Annotated in this window: 11 protein-coding genes; 5 read left to right on the top strand and 6 right to left on the bottom strand. The window is 70.5% G+C overall.

Annotation, left to right across the window (positions count from 1 at the left end):
* Positions 1-231 precede the first annotated feature (231 nt).
* On the top strand, positions 232-2,679 hold the full coding sequence (gene leuS / locus AB0J46_RS10755) for a leucine--tRNA ligase (protein ID WP_364329315.1): 2,448 nt from the start codon (positions 232-234) through the stop codon (positions 2,677-2,679).
* A gap of 4 nt (positions 2,680-2,683) precedes the next feature.
* Here the strand turns inward: leuS and AB0J46_RS10750 are convergent, their stop codons facing one another.
* Positions 2,684-3,652, bottom strand: a complete 969-nt coding sequence (locus tag AB0J46_RS10750) for a TIGR03557 family F420-dependent LLM class oxidoreductase (RefSeq protein ID WP_364329312.1) — start codon at positions 3,650-3,652, stop codon at positions 2,684-2,686.
* Between the two features lie 49 nt (positions 3,653-3,701).
* A complete protein-coding gene (locus tag AB0J46_RS10745) occupies positions 3,702-4,124 on the bottom strand; it encodes a hypothetical protein (protein ID WP_364329309.1) in 423 nt (140 codons plus the stop codon).
* 156 nt (positions 4,125-4,280) lie between these two features.
* On the opposite strand from AB0J46_RS10745, the gene AB0J46_RS10740 reads away from it, so the two are divergent.
* Complete coding sequence (locus AB0J46_RS10740) at positions 4,281-7,427, top strand: PDZ domain-containing protein (protein ID WP_364329306.1); 3,147 nt, start codon at positions 4,281-4,283, stop codon at positions 7,425-7,427.
* A 112-nt stretch (positions 7,428-7,539) separates the two neighbouring features.
* On the opposite strand, the gene AB0J46_RS10735 is transcribed toward AB0J46_RS10740, so the two are convergent.
* Positions 7,540-8,667 carry an aminotransferase class I/II-fold pyridoxal phosphate-dependent enzyme gene (locus tag AB0J46_RS10735; protein ID WP_364329303.1) on the bottom strand — a complete coding sequence of 376 codons (1,128 nt, stop codon included), beginning with the start codon at positions 8,665-8,667 and terminating at the stop codon, positions 7,540-7,542.
* Positions 8,668-9,001: 334 nt separating this feature from the next.
* Positions 9,002-9,709 carry a transcriptional repressor LexA gene (lexA, locus tag AB0J46_RS10730; RefSeq protein WP_352357808.1) on the bottom strand — a complete coding sequence of 236 codons (708 nt, stop codon included), beginning with the start codon at positions 9,707-9,709 and terminating at the stop codon, positions 9,002-9,004.
* A gap of 1,984 nt (positions 9,710-11,693) precedes the next feature.
* Here lexA and AB0J46_RS10725 point away from each other — a divergent pair.
* The 3 genes from AB0J46_RS10725 to AB0J46_RS10715 all read left to right on the top strand — a co-directional run bounded on the left by AB0J46_RS10725 (position 11,694) and on the right by AB0J46_RS10715 (position 16,417).
* Positions 11,694-12,152 carry a hypothetical protein gene (locus AB0J46_RS10725; RefSeq protein WP_364329299.1) on the top strand — a complete coding sequence of 153 codons (459 nt, stop codon included), beginning with the start codon at positions 11,694-11,696 and terminating at the stop codon, positions 12,150-12,152.
* 990 nt (positions 12,153-13,142) lie between these two features.
* Positions 13,143-13,598: a transcriptional regulator NrdR gene (gene nrdR / locus AB0J46_RS10720; protein WP_103955744.1), complete on the top strand. Its 456-nt coding sequence runs from the start codon at positions 13,143-13,145 to the stop codon at positions 13,596-13,598.
* The gene (locus AB0J46_RS10715; RefSeq protein ID WP_364329296.1) at positions 13,595-16,417 is read left to right on the top strand and encodes a vitamin B12-dependent ribonucleotide reductase; all 2,823 of its coding nucleotides are present in this window, start codon (positions 13,595-13,597) and stop codon (positions 16,415-16,417) included. Before nrdR ends, AB0J46_RS10715 begins: the two co-directional genes overlap by 4 nt.
* A gap of 87 nt (positions 16,418-16,504) precedes the next feature.
* Here AB0J46_RS10715 and AB0J46_RS10710 read toward each other — a convergent pair whose 3' ends face one another.
* Positions 16,505-17,332: a glycerophosphodiester phosphodiesterase family protein gene (locus AB0J46_RS10710; protein ID WP_364329293.1), complete on the bottom strand. Its 828-nt coding sequence runs from the start codon at positions 17,330-17,332 to the stop codon at positions 16,505-16,507.
* Between the two features lie 172 nt (positions 17,333-17,504).
* Complete coding sequence (locus AB0J46_RS10705; protein ID WP_364329290.1) at positions 17,505-20,066, bottom strand: glycosyl hydrolase family 18 protein; 2,562 nt, start codon at positions 20,064-20,066, stop codon at positions 17,505-17,507.

Here is a 20,066-nt window from a genome sequence, read left to right as displayed (position 1 = left end):
ATACATCACCATCAGGTCTCGCTGGACCTGAAGGGTCTATTGTGCCTGCGCCGGTCGCCGGAGTATCTGCATTCCGTCGAAGACGTGCGCTAGGCTTGACACATGCGTTCCGCGACCCTGCTTCTTAGCGGGCCGCGACGGCCCTGAGAGGTCTCGCCGTCGCGGCTACCCCTCGTCGTGCACGAGGGGTTTTCTTATGGGTCCGAGTCTCAAGCCAGAAGGACAGTAGCCGTGAGTGAGTACGACCCGCAGGCGCTGCAGGCCAAGTGGCAGCAGCGATGGGAGGAACAGGAGCCCTACCGGGCGAGCGAGGACGCGGCCGACCCCCGGGAGCGGCGCTACATGCTCGACATGTTCCCCTACCCGTCGGGCGACCTCCACATGGGCCACGGCGAGGTGTTCGCCATCGGCGACGTCGTCGCGCGCTACTGGATGCAGCAGGGCTACAACGTCCTGCACCCGATCGGCTGGGACTCCTTCGGCCTGCCCGCCGAGAACGCCGCGATCAAGCGCAACGCCCACCCCGCCGAGTGGACCTACGCCAACATCGAGACGCAGGCCCACTCCTTCCGGCGCTACGGCATCTCCTTCGACTGGTCGCGCCGCCTGCACACCAGCGACCCCGAGTACTACCGCTGGAACCAGTGGCTGTTCAACCGCTTCTTCGAGCGCGGCCTGGCCTACCGCAAGGGCGGCCTGGTCAACTGGTGCCCCAACGACCAGACGGTGCTGGCCAACGAGCAGGTCGTGGCGGGCAAGTGCGAGCGCTGCGGCGCCGATGTCATCCGCCGCGAGCTGACGCAGTGGTACTTCAAGATCACTGACTACGCCCAGCGCCTGCTGGACGACATGGAGCAGCTCGACGGCTGGCCCGAGCGCCTGCTGACCATGCAGCGCAACTGGATCGGCCGCTCCGAGGGCGCCGACGTGCTGTTCGAGATCGAGGGCCGCGACGAGCCGGTCCACGTCTACACCACGCGCCCCGACACCCTGTACGGCGCCACGTTCTTCGTGGTCGCGGTCGACGCCGCGCTGGCCGACGAGATCGTCACCGACGAGCAGCGCCCGGCCTTCGAGGCCTACCGCGCCGAGGTCGCCAAGCTGAGCGACATCGAGCGCCTGTCCACCGACAAGGAGAAGACCGGCGTCTTCCTGGGCCGCCACGCGGTCAACCCGGTCAGCGGCGAGCGCATCCCGGTCTGGGCGGCCGACTACGTGCTGTCCGACTACGGCCACGGCGCGATCATGGCTGTGCCCGCCCACGACCAGCGCGACCTCGACTTCGCCAGGAAGTTCGAGCTGCCGGTCAAGGTCGTCGTCCACACCGGCCTGGCCGACCCCGGCGAGACCGGCGAGGCCACGCCCGGCGAGGGCACGCTGGTCAACTCCGGCCCCCTCGACGGGCTGACCAAGGTCGAGGCCATCGCCAAGATCATCGAGATCCTGGAGGCCGAGGGCCGGGGCACCGGCGCGGTCAACTTCCGGCTGCGCGACTGGCTGCTGTCCCGTCAGCGCTTCTGGGGCACGCCGATCCCGATCATCCACTGCGCCGACTGCGGCGAGGTGCCCGTCCCCGACGACCAGCTGCCCGTCACGCTGCCCGACCTGCGCGGCGAGGCGCTGGCGCCCAAGGGCGTCTCCCCGCTGGCCAGCGCCACCGAGTGGGTCAACGTCGAGTGCCCCAAGTGCGGCGGTCCGGCCAAGCGCGACACCGACACGATGGACACGTTCGTCGACTCGTCCTGGTACTTCCTGCGTTATACCTCGCCCGGTTACACCGACGGGGCGTTCGACCCCGAGCAGGTGCGCAAGTGGGGCCCGATCGACCAGTACGTCGGCGGCATCGAGCACGCCGTCCTCCACCTGCTGTACTCGCGCTTCTTCACCAAGGTCCTGCACGACATGGGCATGGTGAGCTTCACCGAGCCGTTCCTGCGCATGCTGAACCAGGGGCAGGTGATCAACGGCGGCAAGGCGATGTCGAAGTCCCTGGGCAACGGCATCGACCTGGGCCAGCAGATCGACGCGTACGGCGTCGACGCCGTCCGCCTGACGATGATCTTCGCCGGTCCGCCGGAGGACGACATCGACTGGGCCGACGTCTCGCCGGCCGCCTCGCAGAAGTTCCTGGCCCGCGTGCTGCGCGTGATGTCGGAGGCGACCGCCGAGCCCGGCGTGTCGTTCGAGGGCGGCGACGCCGAGCTGCGCAAGGTCACCCACCGCACGATCGACGAGGTCACCAAGCTGGTCGAGTCGCAGCGATTCAACGTCGCGGTGGCCCGCATGATGGAGCTGACCTCGGCCGCCCGCAAGGCCATCGACTCCGGTCCCGGCGCGGGCGACCCGGCGGTGCGCGAGGCCGCCGAGTCGCTGGCCGTCATGCTGTCGCTGGTGGCGCCCTACGTCGCCGAGGAGGGCTGGGAGCGCCTGGGCCGCACCGGTCCGGTCGCCTTCGCCGGCTGGCCCGTCGCCGACCCCGCGCTGCTGGTGCAGGAGTCGGTCACGTGCGTGGTGCAGGTGGCGGGCAAGGTGCGCGACCGGCTGGAGGTCGCCCCCGACATCTCCGAGGACGAGCTGCGGGCGCTGGCCCTGGCCTCCGACAAGGTGGCCGGCTACCTCCAGGGCACGCCGCGCAAGGTGATCGTGCGCGCGCCCAAGCTGGTCAACATCGTCCCGTAGGCGGCTAGATCCGGCGCAGGGCCGGCAGGAGCTCCTTCTCCGCCCAGTCGAAGAACGGCTCCTGCTGGTCGTGCCCGATCTGCACGAGCGCCACGTGCGTGTACCCGGCGTCGGCGAACTTCTTGACGCCCTGCACGACCGCGTCCAGGTCGTCGCCGCAGGGCACGCTCTCGGCGACGTCCTCGGGGCGCACCGAGCCGGCCGCGGCGGCGAAGTTCACCGGGCCGGGCAGCTCGGCCATGACCTTCCAGCCGCCGACGCCCGACCAGCGCCACAGCCGGTGGGCCCGCTCCCTGGCGGCCTCGGGGTCGGTGTCGTAGGCGATGGGGAGCTGGCCGTAGACCGGCTTGCCCTGGCCGCCCGCGGCGTGGAACTGCTGTACCACCTCGGGCATCGGGTCGTTGATGACCAGCACGTCGCCCAGCTCCGCGGCGAGCTCGGCCGACCGGCCGCCGGAGGCGGCGATGCCGATCGGCACCTGCTCGTCCGGCAGGTCGTAGAGCTTGGCGGAGTCGACGTCGAAGAACTCGCCCTGGTAGGTGACGTACTCGCCGCTGAACAGCTCCTTGATGATCTGCACGGCCTCGGCGAACATCCGGTGCCTGGTGTCCACCGGCGGCCAGCCCTCGCCGACGACGTGCTCGTTGAGGTTCTCGCCGGCGCCCAGGCCCAGGGTGAACCTGCCCTCGCTCAGCACCCCCATCGTGGCGGCCTTCTGCGCCACCACGGCCGGGTGGTACCGCATGATGGGGCAGGTCACGTACGTCATGAGCGGCAGGCGCTCGGTCACCTGCGCCGCCGCGCCCAGCACCGACCAGCAGTACGGCGAGTGGCCCATCTCCTCGATCCACGGGAAGTAGTGGTCGGAGATCACCGCGTAGTCGAAGCCGACGCGCTCGGCGGTGGCGGCGTAGTCCACCAGTTCGCGGGCGGGGGTCTGCTCGGACATCAAGGTGTAGCCGATTTGTACCATATGGTCGGGCTACCCAGGTTTGTCCGGATTAGGGTCGGGCGTCCGGAGATCAATCGTCACCGCGCAGCTCCTCGATCACCAGCCCGAGGCCGATGGCCAGCAGCCAGAGGTCCTTGGACAGGCCGATGCCCTGCTGGGTCGGGCGCAGGCTGCCCTCCTCGCGCATGCCCGGCGTCCTGAGGTAGAGCCCGAGCAGGCCCGCCGCGAACGCGGTCAGCCCCGCGCCGGCCAGCAACGACGGCACGAACGGCAGGACGAGCGCGGCCCCGAGGGCGAGCTCGCCCTTCGACAGCAGCCGGGTGAAGGCCACCGGGTCCTGGCCGCGCAGGAACGGGTACGTGCCCGCGGCCATGCCGTGCAGGCCGGCCGCCGTCTGCTCGTCGGCCTTGGTCTTGCCGATCCCGGAGTTGAGGATGATGGCGGCGGCGGCCAGGCGGCCCGGGATCTGGTGCGGGCGGACGAAAAATCGCATGATTCCTCACAGCGTGTGATTTGTGGCGATTGGCTCCTTCCCTGCCGTTCCCCGCACATCCGGGACATCGGACTGTCTTGGCTGTTCGCGGACGGTGGACCGCTGCTCTGAGAGAAAATCTTTAGCTGGTTTGGTGTCTCGCATTAGTGTCTAGCTGTGACATATGGCGCATACCTGAGATACCCACATCTGTCCGGTGACCTGGTCACCTTCGTCGCCGACGACGATGTCTGGCTCGCCCCCGTCGCCGGCGGCCGGGCCTGGCGCTTCACCGCCGACCGCGTGCCGGTCTCCACCCCGCGGTTCTCGCCCGACGGCTCGCGCATCGCGTGGACCAGCGGCAAGGAGGGCGCCCCCGAGGTGTTCGCGGCCGAGCTCGACGGCGCAGAAGGCACCCGGCTGACGCACTGGGGCAACGCCATGACCGGCGTCCGCGGCTGGACCGCGGACGGATCCGTGCTCGCGGTCAGCTCCACCGGGGAGGCGTCGCGTACCCGGCTGTGGGCGTACGCCGTCCCGCTCGACGGAGGGCCGGCCGAGCGGCTGCCGTACGGCTGGGTCGGCGAGGCGGCTGTCAGCGGCGCGAAGGTGGTCACGGTGTCGCCGGTCTGGCGCGAGCCGTCCCAGTGGAAGCGCTACCGGGGCGGCACGGCGGCCAAGATCTGGGTGGACGCCGACGGCGACGGGGAGTTCGTCCGGCTGTTCGCCGACAGCCCCGCCCAGCACTGGGCGGTGAACTGGGTCGGCGACCGGATCGTCTACCTGTCCGACGCGGACGGCGTGGGGAACCTCTACTCGGCCCTTCCCGACGGGTCCGACGTGCGCCGGCACACCAGCCACGACGAGTTCTACGCCCGTCACGCCACGAGCGACGGCGAGCGGGTGATCTACAGCCACGCGGGGGACCTGTGGCTGCTGGAGAGCCTGGACGCCGAGCCGTACAAGCTGGAGGTCAAGCTCGGCGGCCCGCGGCCGGGACGGGCACGCCGCCCCGCGCCCACGCGCGTCGGCGCCTTCTCCCCGGACACGACCGGGCGGGCCAGCGCGGTCGAGATCCGCGGCACCGCGCACTGGGTGACCCACCGCGACGGCCCTGCGGGCGCGCTCCGGGTGGAACCCGGCGTGCGGGTACGCCTGCCGCGCGCCCTCGGCGCCGACGGCCGGGCCGTGTGGGTCTCCGACGCCGGCGGCGAGGACGGCCTGGAGATCGGCACCCCCGGCGGCGAGATCAGGAGCCTGGCCGGCGGGCAGCTCGGCAGGGTGCTCGAACTGACCGCCGCCCCCGACGGCAAGCACGCGGCCGTGGCCACGCACGACGGGCGGCTGCTGGTCGTGGACCTGGAGTCGGGCGACCTGCGGGAGCTCGACCGCACCACCCAGGGCGACATCAGCGGGGTCACCTTCTCACCGGACTCCGGCTGGCTGGCCTGGGTGCACCCCGACCACGAGCCGCTGTCGCAGATCAAGATGGGCCGCGTGGACGGCACGTCGGTGATCGACGTGACGCCGCTGCGCTTCGCCGACTACAACCCGGTGTTCACCAAGGACGGCAAGCACCTGGCCTTCCTGTCGGTGCGCACGTTCGACCCGGTGTACGACGCGCACGTGTTCGACCTGTCGTTCCCGGCGGGCTGCCGGCCGTACATCGTGCCGCTGCAGGCCGCCACGCCGTCGCCGTTCGACCCGTCGTTGCAGGGACGGGGGTTCAACGGGGAGGACGACAAGCCCGGCAAGGACGACAAGAAGGACGACGCGCCGCCGCGTACCGAGGTGGACCCGGAGGCGCTGGCCTCCCGCGTGGTGCCCGTACCCGTGCCGGCGGGCCGCTACGGCAACCTCAGGACCGCCAAGGACGCGCTGCTCTGGCTCCGCCACCCCCTGACGGGCCAGCTCGGCGACGGCACCGAGCCGGTGAACGAGACCGTGCTCGAACGCTACGACCTCAAGAAGCGCGCCAAGGCCGAACTCGGCAAGGAGGTGCGGGCCTTCGAGGTCAGCGGCGACGGCACCAGGCTCGTCACCAACGGCAAGAACGGCCTGCAGACGCGGGCGGCCACCGAGGGCGACGAGGTCGTCACCATCGACCTCGACCGCATCACCGTCCAGATCGACCCGGTCGCCGAATGGCTCCAGGGCTACCGCGAGGCCGGCCGGCTCATGCGCGACCACTTCTGGCGCGAGGACATGGGCGGCCACGACTGGCAGGCCACGCTCGACCGGTACGAGCCGCTGGTCGGCCGCCTCGGCTGCCACTCCGAGCTGATCGACCTGCTGTGGGAGGTGCAGGGCGAGCTCGGCACCTCGCACGCCTACGCCAGGGGCCACGACGGCGTCAACGACCCGCGCCGCCGCCAGGGCCTGCTCGGCGCCGACCTGGCCAAGGACGAGGACGGGATCTGGCGGGTCGAGCGCATCCTGCCGGGCGAGACCTCCGACCACGCGGCCCGCTCGCCCCTGCTCGCGCCCGGCGTCGCGATCCGTCCCGGCGACGCGATCGTGGCGGTGGGCGGGCGTCCGGTCGATCCGGTACGCGGCCCGCTCGCGCTGCTGTCCGGCACCGCCGACCAGCCCGTGGAGCTGACCGTGCGGCCCGCGGCCGGCGGCTCGACGCGCCGGGTCGTCGTCACCCCGCTCGCCGACGACAGCCAGCTGCGCTACCACGACTGGGTGGAGAGCCGGCGGGCCTTCGTCCGCGAGTCGTCCGGTGGGCGGCTCGGTTACCTGCACGTCCCGGACATGGTGGCCTCGGGGTGGGCGCAGTTCCACCGCGACCTGCGTACCGAGATGGCCTTCGACGGGCTGGTCGTGGACGTGCGCGAGAACGGCGGCGGGCACCTGTCCGAGCTGGTGCTGGAGAAGTTGTCGCGCAAGGTCACCGGCTGGGCGCGGGCCCGCGGCTACGAACCGATGCGCTACCCCGAGGACTCACCCCGCGGGCCCATCGTGGCCGTCGCCGACGAGTTCGCCGGGTCCGACGGCGACATCGTCAGCGCCGGGATCAAGAACCGCGCCCTCGGCCCGCTGGTCGGCACCAGGACCTGGGGCGGCGTCATCGGCATCGACTCGCGCTACTCCCTGGTGGACGGGACCGTGGTGACCCAGCCGCGGTACGCGTTCTGGCTGGAGGGGCCGGGCTGGGGCGTGGAGAACTACGGCGTCGATCCCGACGTCGAGGTCGTGATCACGCCGCAGGACCGGGTGGCGGGCCGCGACCCGCAGCTGGCGAAGGCGGTCGAGCTGGCGCTCGCCGCGCTGGAGGAGCGTCCGGCCGCCACCGCGCCGGACCTGCCGCCGCTGAGCTGACCGTTCCGAGGGGCGGCCCGTCGGGGCCGCCCCTCGGCCTGGCGGGATCTCGGAGAGCACCGGTTCGGCCGTCTGCTCAGCCCGGTGGTCCCGAAGAGCGCCGGGCCTCTCCTCAGCTCAGCCTGGTGAGGATCTCCGAGAGCACCGGTTCGGTCGTCGCGAAGTTCAGCCGTACGTAGTCCGCGCCGCCGGGCCCGAACGACGCGCCGTCGTTGAGCCGCACCCGGGCCTCCCGCTCGATGACCTCGGCCATGCCTGGCTGCCCGGTGTGCAGCCAGGCCAGGTAGGTGGCCTGGGGAATCCGGTAGCCGAACCGGTCCGGCAGCCGATCGGCGATGAGCCGGCGGTTGCGGTCGAGCAGCGCCCGGGTCCGGTCCAGCCAGGCGTCGCCGTGCCGCCAGGCCGCGACCGTGGCCTCCACCCCGAACAGGTGCGTCGACCCGAAGAGGAACGGCGGCTGCGCCGCCAGGGCCGCGCGCACCCCGGCGTGCCCGACGTGGGCGACCGAGCAGCGGATGCCGCCCAGGTTGAACGCCTTCGTGGCCGAGGTGAGGGTGACCGTGCGCTCGGGGAGGATCGTCGCGAAGGGGATGTGCCGGTGGGGCTCGTAGGTGAGGTCGGCGTGGATCTCGTCGGCCAGCACCAGCAGGTCGTGACGCTCGGCGTGCTCGGCCAGCCCTTCCAGCTCGGCGCGGGTGAACACGCGGCCCGTCGGGTTCTGCGGGTTGACCAGCAGCAGCACCCGGCAGCCGGACAGGTCGGGCACCTCGAACCGCCACGCGTCGCCGTCCGGTTCGAGCTGGATGGGGACGAGCGGACGGTCCATGACGTCGAGGGTCGTCAGGAACGGGTGGTAGGCGGGGGTGTGCAGCGCGACGCCGTCCCCCGGCTTGGTCCAGAGGTGCAGCAGCACCTGGAGGGCCTGGTTGATGTCGCTGAACGTGTGGACGTGCGAGGGGTCGGCCGTCCAGCCGTGGCGGGCGGCCATGCGCTCGGCGAACGCCTCGGCCAGGGGGCCGGCCTGCGGCTTGTCCAGCCAGGTCGGGTAGCCGAGGTCGCCGGCGGCGCGGCGGGTCAGGGCCTCGATCACCTCGGGGGCGGTGGACAGGTCCATGTCGGCGATCCAGGCGGGGATGACACCGGGGGCGGTGATTGCCCATTTGAGACCGTCATGCGTCTCTTTGAGGTCTTTAATCTCTTTGGAGGCGGGGGTCTCTTTTGGGGCATTCGTGTCGGTCACGGGCACAGTCTAGGAGTCTGCGGTGTGGCGGTATGGGGGGCCTGATACCGGTGCCTGCCGTCTGGGGCGTGGGCGGCTGCGCGGGGCTGGGCGCGTTGTGTTCCGGGGCCCGAAGGAACGTCCCGGGAGAAAGCGAGCGGGTGATGCGACGCCGCCCCCCACGCGAGGCCGGGGTGGAAGGGCCTCGACGTTGGAGGGCGGCGTTCGGTGCGTGCGACTTGCGAGGAATCGCCACATGGCGGCCACGATCGCAGCCCCCGTGCGAGGGAGGCCGGATCGCGAGAAATCGAACGGCGGCCGCAGCCTCAGAAGGGGCGGCCGGCCGGCGGAAGGACTAGAGGCGGCGGAGGACGGCCACCACCTTGCCCAGCACGCTGGCCTCGTCACCGGGGATGGGCTCGTAGTTCGAGTTGTGAGGCACCAGCCACACGTGCCCGTCCTTGCGCTTGAATGTCTTGACCGTGGCCTCGCCCTCGATCATGGCGGCCACGATGTCACCGCTCTCGGCGACCGGCTGCTGGCGGACGACCACCCAGTCGCCGTCGGCGATGGCGGCCTCGATCATCGAGTCGCCGGCCACCTGGAGCAGGAAGAGCGTGCCCTCGCCGACGAGCTGCTTGGGAAGGGCGAAGACGTCCTCCACGCTCTCCTCGGCCAGGATCGGGCCACCGGCGGCGATGCGGCCCACGAGCGGGACGTAGGCGGCGGTCGGCCGGCTCACCGGAGCCTCGTCGTCGGTGGCGTCGGGGTCGACCCACAGCACGGGCTCGCCGGGCAGGCGCACCTCCAGGGCGCGCGGCCGGTGCGGGTCGCGGCGCAGGTATCCCTTGCGCTGCAGGGCGGTCAACTGGTGCGACACGCTGGACGTGCTCGTCAGCTGCACGGCCTCGCCGATCTCGCGCATCGAGGGCGGGTAGCCGCGCTGCTGCACCGAATCGCGGATCACTTCGAGGATCTTGCGCTGCCTGGGCGTCAGGCCCAGGGAGTCGCGTCGGCGCACCGCGAGGTCTGTGACCCCGTTAGCGTCTTCCCGCTCGCTCATGCTCTTCCTCCTCGCCTGGCGGCGGCCCGCCTCACCGGCGAACCTCCCGGTCCGTGGTCTTGATGTCGCACACAGCGACCGTATCGCTGTTGAAGATCATCTTCAAACAATTGTTCGAGTCTTCCTCGAAATTGTCGCCAGCGTGGTGTACAACATCGTACGGGAGTTCGATCGACACCGTGTTCGATTTGCTGATCTTATTTTGGCCGTTTCCTCGGGCCAGACGGCGGGAGGTCAATCGTGCGAACGACCCCGAGCACCGACACGACCAGCGAAGACGCCAACCGGCTCACCCTCATCGCCGACGCCACCCGGGGCGCGGACCGACGGGGAGACGACCCGCATACCGGCTCCGGCCGCCACGAACATCCGGGAAAACGACCGGCTTCCGATTCGAACACCCGGCGGCGCGGCGCAGGCGGCTCAGGGGGAGCCGTCCACGGCTCGGGCCGCCCCCGGCTGTGGCTGGTCCCCTCCCCGCGTCCCGACACGGACACGGACGCCGACGGGACGCTGTCTCAGGAGGGCGCTGGACAGCCCCTCGCCGACGACACGCTGACTGGCCGCCGTCCCGAAGGTAGGCAGGGGACCCCCGGCACGGACGTGACAAAACCCCGCGCCCGCCCACCCGAGCCCGGCCCCTGGCGCCGACGGCCGCCTGGAGCGAGCGGACGACGTCCAGAAGGCGAGACGGAGGGGCGGCGAGGCCGAGGTCTGGCGGAGGGGTCGGGCAGGCGCGGCGAGGCCGAGGTGTCAGGAAGCCGAGGTCAGGGGGGGCGTGCGGCGCGACCGGCGGGCCGGAGCTCGGCGATCGTGCCGGAAGGGGAGCGGGAGCGCCGGGCGGAGGCCCGGGCGGACCGCCCCTGGGAACGGCGGCGCCCAGGGGAGGCCACGGGCCGACCAGAGCTTCGTCGGCGGCGCTCTGGTGAACCTGCGGTCCGGCCCGAGACGCGAAGGCGGGGCTCGGGCGACTCGACCGAGCAACCCGAAGCAGAGGGGCGGCGCCGGAAGGAGGCCGCCGAGCGGTCGAGCACGCAGGGGTGGCGCTCGGGACGGCTGGTGCAGCGGCTGGGCGAGCAAGGGCGGCGCTCAGAGCAGTCGGCCGAGCGGTCGGACAGGCAGGGGCGGCGCTCGGGGCGGACGGCGGAGCGGTTCTTGGCGCGGGGGCGGCGCTCCGGGGAGGCCAAGGGCCGGGATCGGGGGCAGGTGGTGAGCGGGCCGGGGGGCTCGCGGCGCCGGGGGGCGCGGAGGAACGGGGGTTCTGGTGACGGTGAGGCTCGCGGGGGGCGGGAGATGTTGGGACGTGTTGTGGGGGCGGAAAGTGCTCCGGCCGGTGACGGTGCAGGGTTTGTGCGGAATCGTCGTACGTTGCGGCGGCGGGGGCGGGGTGCCGGGATGGTTCCTGCGGGAGCTGGCGTCAAGGCTCCGGCTCCTCCGGTGCGGCTGACCCGCCGGGGGCGGATCGTGTTGCTGGTGGTGGTGATGGTGTTGCTGTCCCTGGGCGGGTTCTGGCTCGGGACGCGAGCGGCCGGACATGCGGCTGTGGGGGCCGGGGTGCCCGGCGCTTCCGCTGTGGGCGTGGGGGTGCCTGGCCGCACGGCCGTGAGTGCGGGGGTGCCCGGCCGGGCGGGGTAGCCGCGGGCGGAGGTCGGCTGAGGGAACACCCTGCGGGAGATCGCCGGCCGTGGGGCGCAGGGGTAAAGCTCCGAGGGACTGGCCCTGAGGGTGTCAGGGATGGGCGCAGGCTGATGGGCCCTGGCCCCGGCAAGCAGGCACAAACGGGGTCCCACGGGAACGGGCGCATGCTGGCGTCATCAGGCAACCGTCCGACACTGGCACTACCAGCGCGGATCTCAGCCGTGATCGCGATGTGTCACTGGCATACACCTTGCCGATCGTTCGCTCAACAGGCACTCCACAGGTTCTCAACATCGGCCTGGCTACCTTCGCGGTGTCCAGTACGACGAGCACCAAGGAGACCTCGATGCGAACGTTCAACACGATGGTCGTCGGTGCGGCGGTCGCCGCCGCGGCTCTGACCGCGGGCACCCCCGCGCAGGCCTCCGTCCAGACCGGCGCCCAGACCTCCCTCACCGCCGTCACCGCGGCCGCCGCGGCGGCCGGCTCGGCGACGATGTCCTGCCGTGAGGTGCGTGTGTACCGTCCGGAGATGCGCAAGGGACACGTGGCCGCGACCGGCTGGGCGATCGGCTGCTCCAGCAACCAGCGCGTCAAGATCATGCTGCAGCGCAAGCGCTGGTGGGGCTGGCAGAACATCTCCAGCGCCTCCTGGTACGGGGCCGGCAAGAAGACGTTGTACAAGGGCTGCAAGCGGGGGGACACCTTCACCTACCGCCTGCAGGGCCAGGTCAGCTACTACGCGGGAAGCAAGTACGTCGTCCACAACGGCTGGAGCCCCACGATGCGCGCGAAGTGCCCGTGACGCGCTCTGTCCGCCACCCCGTGGGGTGACCATCCAGTACTCCAGGGACGCTTGGTGAGCTTGAGGCGTTGGGGTCGCATGGAGACGGCCACCGCGTGATCATTCGGAGCTTGTGAAGACAACCGAAGATCGCGCGGTGGCCGCGAGCCGCAGCGTTGGCCCTGACGGCTGGATGGTCGTCTTCAAGGAGCTGGCCTTCCACTGCTGCCGCATGCCTCGCTCAGGGGCGGGGCTTAGGGGGCAGGGAAGCGGGCCCGACGGGGGCCTTGAAGGCGGCACACCCCGCGCGGGCTCAAGGGGGGGGCAGGAGCCGCTGAACAGAGGGCCGTTCCGTGCTCCCCAACGCCTTGGGCGCAGGAAGCGGGACCCGAGGGCGTGGGTGGGGCTTCGGGGGTGGGGCGCGTAAGGAAGTGGGCGAGCAGGGACCCGGTGAGTCGGCCAGGTCGTGGGGAGGGGCGGGGGGCAAGCGAAAGGGGCGAGGAGGCAAGCGAAAGGGGCGAGGAGGCAAGCGAAGGGGCGGGGAGGCAAGCGAAGGGGCGGGGAGGCAAGCGAAGGGGCGGGGAGGCAAGCGAAGGGCTGGGGGGTTCCGGGGTGTTTTGTGGGGGTAGGGGAGGGGGCTTCGGGGGTGGTGGGAGGTGGGGGGAGGCTGTGCGCTCCGGTACCTTTGTGGGGCCTGTTTGGGCTGGTCGCCGTCGGGTGCGAGGGGTCCGGTCGGGTGAGGCGCGCGAGGGGCCGGCCGGGGCGACACGCCCGGGGCCCGTGTGACTGAGGGGCTGATCAGCGACTTCAGCTCCACGGTGTTGCTCAACTTGCGTTCATGGTCGCGCGCTTCTACGGTTGGACCACAACATCTAGTAGTTACACCGATGTCGGTTCACCACACCTTGTGTTTCCGTGACCGCACCATGGCGAGCCGTGGGGCGTGCGCGAGCGTACCGCGGCGAGGGTTTTACGCGTGTGGTGGGCCGGGCGGGTCGAGGAGGCGAAACCGTGCACTGTCCGTTCTGTCGCCACCCTGACACCAGGGTCATCGACAGCCGGTCCACGGACGACGGCGCGGCCATCAGGCGCCGGCGCACCTGTCCCGAGTGCGGGCGCAGGTTCACCACGCAGGAGACCGTCCTGCTGATGGTGAGCAAGCGTAGCGGGGTGACGGAGCCGTTCTCGCGGGACAAGGTCGTCGCGGGCGTGCGGCGGGCCTGTCAGGGCAGGCCGGTCAGCGAGGACTCGCTGGCGCAGCTCGGGCAGCGGGTAGAGGAGGCCATCCGGGCCAAGGGCGCGGCCGAGCTGCCGTCGAACGAGGTGGGCCTGGCGATCCTCGGCCCGCTCCGGGAGCTGGACGAGGTGGCCTACCTGCGATTCGCATCGGTTTATCGCGGTTTCGAGAGCCTGGCGGACTTCGAGGCCGAGATCTCACAGTTGAAGGCGGAGAAGGGGGAGTCATGACGGACACGGCCAGCGGTTCAGTGGCGCGCGGGGGTAAGCGGCCGCGTAAGGGGCTGAGGATGAAGCGGATCTTCACGAAGCCCGGCGTGCACCCGTATGACGAGGTCCAGTGGGAGCGCCGTGACGTCGTGATGACGAACTGGCGCGACGGCTCGATCAACTTCGAGCAGCGGGGTGTCGAGTTCCCCGAGTTCTGGTCGGTGAACGCGGCCAACATCGTGACGACCAAGTACTTCCGCGGCGCCGTCGGCACGCCGCAGCGCGAGTGGAGCCTGAAGCAGCTCGTCGACCGGGTGGTCGGCGTCTACACCCGCACGGGCGTCGAGCACGGCTATTTCGCCAGCGACGAGGACGCCGAGATCTTCGACCACGAGCTCAAGCACGCGCTGGTCCACCAGGTCTTCGCGTTCAACTCGCCGGTCTGGTTCAACGTGGGCACCGCCTCGCCGCAGCAGGTCAGCGCCTGTTTCATCCTCTCCGTGGACGACCAGATGGAGTCGATCCTGGAGTGGTACAAGGAAGAGGGCGTGATCTTCAAGGGCGGTTCGGGGTCGGGCGTCAACCTGTCCCGCATCCGTTCGTCCAAGGAACTGCTCTCCAGCGGCGGCACGGCCAGCGGGCCGGTCAGCTTCATGCGCGGCGCGGACGCCTCCGCGGGCACGATCAAGTCGGGCGGCGCGACGCGCCGGGCGGCCAAGATGGTCGTGCTCGACGTCGACCACCCCGACATCGAGGAGTTCATCGAGACCAAGGCGCGCGAGGAGGACAAGGTCCGCGCGCTGCGTGACGCCGGTTTCGACATGGACCTGGGCGGCAAGGACATCGTCTCCGTCCAGTACCAGAACGCCAACAACTCGGTGCGCGTCTCCGACGAGTTCATGCGCGCGGTGGAGAAGGGCGACCAGTTCGGCCTGCGTGCCCGCCTGACCGGCGAGGTCATCGAGAAGGTCGACGCCAAGGACCTGTTCCGCAAGATGGCCAAGGCCGCCTGGGAGTGCGCCGACCCGGGCGTGCAGTACGACGACACGATCAACGACTGGCACACCACGCCGGAGACCGGCCGGATCACCGCCAGCAACCCGTGCTCGGAGTACGTGCACCTGGACAACTCCTCGTGCAACCTGGCCAGCATCAACCTGCTGAAGTTCCTGAAGGACGACAACACCTTCAACGTCGCCGACTTCGTCAAGCTGACCGAGCTGATCATCACCGCGATGGACATCTCGATCACCTTCGCCGACTTCCCGACCGAGAAGATCGGCGAGACCACGCGGGCCTACCGCCAGCTGGGCATCGGCTACGCCAACCTGGGCGCGCTGCTCATGGCCACGGGCCACGCCTACGACTCCGACGGCGGCCGCGCGGTGGCCGGGGCGATCACGTCGCTGATGACCGGTGTGTCCTACCGGCGCAGCGCCGAGCTGGCCGGGGTGGTGGGCGCGTACGACGGTTACGCCCGCAACGCCGAGCCGCACAAGCGGGTCATGCGCAAGCACGCCGCCGCCAACGACAACCTGCGCACGGTCGGCACCATGGACGCGAAGATCCACGCCGAGGCGTCGCGCCAGTGGTCGGAGTGCCTGAAGGTCGGCGAGAAGAACGGCTACCGCAACGCCCAGGCCAGCCTGCTCGCCCCCACCGGCACCATCGGCCTGATGATGGACTGCGACACCACCGGCATCGAGCCCGACCTCGCGCTGGTCAAGTTCAAGAAGCTGGTCGGCGGCGGCTCGATGCAGATCGTCAACCAGACGATTCCGCGGGCGCTCAAGCAGCTCGGCTACCAGCAGGAGCAGATCGAGGCCATCGTCGAGTACATCGGCGAGCACAGCCACGTCGTCGACGCCCCCGGCCTGCGCAAGGAGCACTACGAGGTGTTCGACTGCGCGATGGGCGAGCGGGCCATCGCGCCGATGGGCCACGTGCGGATGATGGCGGCGACCCAGCCGTTCCTGTCCGGCGCGATCTCCAAGACGGTCAACCTGCCGGAGTCGGCCACGATCGACGACATCGAGCAGGTCTACCTGGAGGGCTGGAAGCTCGGCCTGAAGGCGCTGGCCGTCTACCGCGACAACTGCAAGGTCGGCCAGCCGCTGTCGGCCGGCAACGGCGCCAAGAAGGACGAGCCGAAGGCCGTCGAGGCCGCCGAGCCCGAGGTCAAGGTCATCGAGGTCAACCGGCCGACCCGGCGGCGCATGCCCAACCAGCGTCCCAGCATGACCACCCGCTTCACCGTGGGCGGCGCCAAGGGCTACATGACCGCTTCGTCCTACCCGGACGACGGGCTCGGCGAGGTCTTCCTCAAGATGTCCAAGCAGGGCTCGACGCTGGCGGGCGTCATGGACGCCTTCTCGGTGGCGATCTCCATCGGCCTCCAGTACGGGGTGCCGCTGGAGACGTACATGAGCAAGTTCGTGAACATGCGGTTCGAGCCGGCGGGCATGACGGACGACCCGGACATCCGGATGGCCACGTCGGTGATGGACTACATCTTCCGCCGCCTGGCCCTCGACCACCTGCCCTACGACGAGCGGGCGGCGCTCGGCATCTTCTCGGCGGCCGAGCGCGCCGCGCAGCAGCGCGGCGAGGACCCGGCGGCGCTGGCGGAGGCGGTCGACCGGGAGGCGCTGGCCCAGTCGGCGCCCATCGAGAAGCCGAAGGTGGAGCCGAAGGAGGAGCCGGTCCGGGAGCTGACGCTGGAGAGCCACCAGCGCTTCACCGCCGACGCGCCGCTCTGCATGACCTGCGGCACCAAGATGCGGCCGGCCGGAAGCTGCTACGTATGCGAGGGCTGCGGCTCGACCAGCGGCTGCAGCTGATCCACGCTGAACTGAGATGAGGGGGCCCGGGAACGGGCCCCCTCATCGGCGTTCCGGGGGTCAGGCTCCGGTCAGGCGTTGCGGGAATCAGGCTCCGGTCAGCAGGTCGCGCAGGACGTCGGGTTTGTCGGTGATGATGCCGTCCACCTGGTACGTCAGCAGGCGTTGCATGATGTCGGGGCTGTCGACCGTCCAGGCGAAGACTTTCATGCCGTGCTCGTGGGCCAGCTTGACGTACGAAGGGGTGAGTGCGGCGTACGGCGGGTTGACGTGGTCGGCGAACCTGGCCAGGCCGGGCAGCGCGGCGGTGCTCGGCGTGCCGAGCAGCCCGATCGGCACGTCGGGCAGCAGCCGGTGGAAGGCGCGCATCGAGTCCCAGTCGAACGACTGAACCACCAGCCGCCCCGGTGCGAGCCAGGAGGGCTCGGCGCGCAGCGCGCGGACGATGCGGGCCTCGATGCCCGGGTAGAGCTTTGGCTCCTTGACCTCCAGCAGCATGCCGGCGCGGGACCCGGCCGTCGCGCGCAGCGCCTCCTGCAGGGTCGGCACCCGCTCGCCGGTGTACTCCCGGTCGAACCAGGAGCCCGCGTCCAGCCTGCGGATCTGCGCGAGCGTGAGGTCGCGCACCCGCCAGGGCGCCAGGCCGGGCAGAGCGCGCTCGGCGTCGGTGGTGCGGGCGAGGGTGGTGTCGTGCATGAGGACCAGCTCGTGGTCCTTGGTCTCCTGGACGTCCAGCTCGAACAGGTCGGCCCCCTGGCGGGCGGCGAGCTGGAAGGCTGCGACGGTGTTCTCCGGCGCGTACGCCGAAGCGCCCCGATGGGCGACGTTGACCACCGCGTCGACAGCGGCGGCGGGGGGCGGAGAGGCCAGGGGGAGGAGGGCGAGGGGCAGGAACAGGGCGAGTCGCCGCAACATGGATCTCCTCGGTGGGGGAGAGACCGACAACCCCGACCATGACCAGCAAGGATGACCGTGAGTTGAGGGCAGAGTAACGCAGCGGTGCCCATCCGATGAGGCTTCGACACGCGGACATGCCTGAGGGCGGGCCACCCGCGGCGGCCCGCCCTCAGCTGTCACCGAACCCGGGTTACTTCAGGCCGGCGTCCAGCGCGGTGGTGAGGACGCCCGGATCGCCGGACATCTCCCAGATCATCGCGCCCAGCAGGCCCTTGCTCTTCAGCCAGGCCGTCTTCTTGCCGATCGACCAGGCGTCGTCGAACGTCCACCACTGCCCGTTGTTGCCGGTGTAGCAGTAGGTGGCGACGGCGACCTCGTCGTGGCGGATCGTGCAGCCGGGCACCATGGCGAGCAGGTTGCTGTAGCCGCGCGTGCCCGCCTCCTCCTGGAACTGGCCGGGAGCCGCGCCGTGCGCGTCCTGCCACTCGCCCGCCTTGCCGCCGTCGGTCACCTGCTGCCAGCCGCGGCCGTAGTAGGCCAGGCCGATGGTCAGCTTGCGCGGGTTGACGCCGGCCTGGAGGTAGACGTCCACGGCCTTCTCGACGCTGAAGTCCGGGTTGTACGGGCTGTCCGCGTCGAGGTACAGGTTGCCCTGGTGGCCGGTGCGGTTCGGCTCCCAGGAGTTGTCGCTGCCCGCGCCGTGGAAGTCGTAGCCCTGGATGTTGAAGATGTCCAGCGACTTGGCGACCTCGGGCAGGTCCCAGCCGGCGGCGATCTTGGCCGGGTCGGCCGGGGTGAACGCCGTGAGCTGGTACCGCTTGCCGGTCGTCGTCGTCAGCGCGTCGAGCTGGCGGCGGAACTCGGCGATCAGCAGCGTGTTGTTGGCCTTGTCGTTCTGGCCGATGTGGTTGCCCGCGTGCCCCTCGGCGCCCGGCCACTCCCAGTCGAGGTCGATGCCGTCGAAGATGCCCGCGGCCGTGCCCGGACCGCCCTTGCCGTTGTAGTCGGGCAGGTTGCCCTTGATGTAGGTGTCGATGCAGGAGGACACGAACTTCTTGCGGGAGGCGTCGGTCGCCGCCACGTCGGAGAAGTACTTGGAGTACGTCCAGCCGCCGAGCGAGATCAGCACCTTGAGGTTCGGGTACTTCGCCTTGAGCTTCTTGAGCTGGTTGAAGTTGCCCTGCAGCTTCTCCCAGCCGGTGTCGGCGACCCCGTCGACCGACTGGGCGGAGCTGAACGGCCTGCCGTAGTCGGCCTCGGCGTCACCGGCGCCGTCGCCCTGGTTCGGGTCCTGGGGGTCGGACGTGGTGCCCTTGGTGACGCCCTGCAGGCAGGTCAGGTTCTTGGGGTCGATGTTGGCGAAGGCGTAGTTGATGTGGGTCAGCTTCGCCGCGGCCCCGGTGGTGTCCAGGTTGCGGACGAAGTACTGGCGGCCGTAGATGCCCCACTGGACGAAGTAGCCGACGCGGGCGTACCCGGTCTCGACGATGTCCGACGTCGTCACCTTCACCGGGGTGGAGGCGGCCGAGAGGTTGTCGTACAGGTCGCGGGCCTTGACCGTGAAGGAGTACTCGGTCGAGGGGGACAGGCCGGAGACGACCGCAGTCGTGCCCGTGACGGTCGTGGCCAGGGTCGAGCCGGCGAAGACGTCGTAGTTGGCCACGCCGGTGTTGTCGGTGGAGGCCGTCCAGGCCAGCGTGACGCTGCTGGAGGTCTTGGCCGTGCTGCGCAGTCCCGACGGCACCGACGGCGCCTGCGCGTCGTCGGCCGGGTTGCGGGTGGTCACCTTCAGCGGCGCGGAGGCGGCCGACAGGGTGCCCTTGCGGTCCTTGGCCTTGACGGTGAACGTGTACTCGGTGTTCGGCGTCAGGCCCGAGACCGTGCCGGAGGTCTCGGTGACCGAGGCGGCCAGGGCGGAGCCGTTGTAGATCTCGTACCCGACGATGGGCAGGCTGCCCTGGGTGGCGGCGTCCCAGGCGAGTGAGACGGTCTTGGTGGTCTTGACCGGCGAGCGCAGGTTCCCGGGGGCGCCCGGCGGCGCGTCGGGGGTGCCGTCGCAGTTGACGTCGTTGATCCGGCAGCTCGTCGGCTCGGCGTTGGCCGTGCTCACGGTGAAGCTCGGGCTGTAGGGCTCGGTGGTCGCGCCCGCGTTCACGGTGGTGTTGTAGTGGACGGGGGTCAGGGTGACGGTCCGCCCGCTCTGGGTGAGTGAGCCGTTCTGGGCGTTGCTCGCGGTGACGCCCGCCGGCAGCTCGAACACGATCGACCAGCCGTTCAGCGCGGTGGTGCTGTTGTTGGCGACGATGAACTTGGCCGAGGTGCCGTTGACGTCGTACGTGGCGCTGACCGGCGGCTTGGCGGGCGGGTCACCGCCGGTGCCGTCGCAGTTGGCGCCGTTGATCAGGCAGCTCGTCGGCTGGACGGCCGAGCTCAGCGTCACCTTGGGGCTGTAGGGTTCGGTGTTCTTCCCCGCCTGCACGGTGTTGATGTAGAAAGCGGGGGTGAGCGTCACCTTGGTGCCGTTCTGGCGGATGGTGGCGTTCTGGGGGTTGCTCGCGGTGACCCCGGACGGCAGCTCGAAGACGATCGACCAGCCGCTGACGGCGGTCGTGCCCGGGTTGCTCACCAGGAAGGTGCCGGTGTTCCCGGAGAGGGAGAACGTGGCGATGAGGCGGCTCGCGGCCTGTGCGGGAAGGGTGCACATGCCGATGATCACGAGAACGGCGATCAGGGGGGTGACTAATCGGCGCAC

The organism is Nonomuraea sp. NPDC049758 (genome assembly GCF_040674635.1).
Taxonomy (GTDB): domain Bacteria; phylum Actinomycetota; class Actinomycetes; order Streptosporangiales; family Streptosporangiaceae; genus Nonomuraea.
Note: the sequence above shows the minus strand (reverse complement) of the source record. Positions and strands in the feature narration are given on the sequence as shown.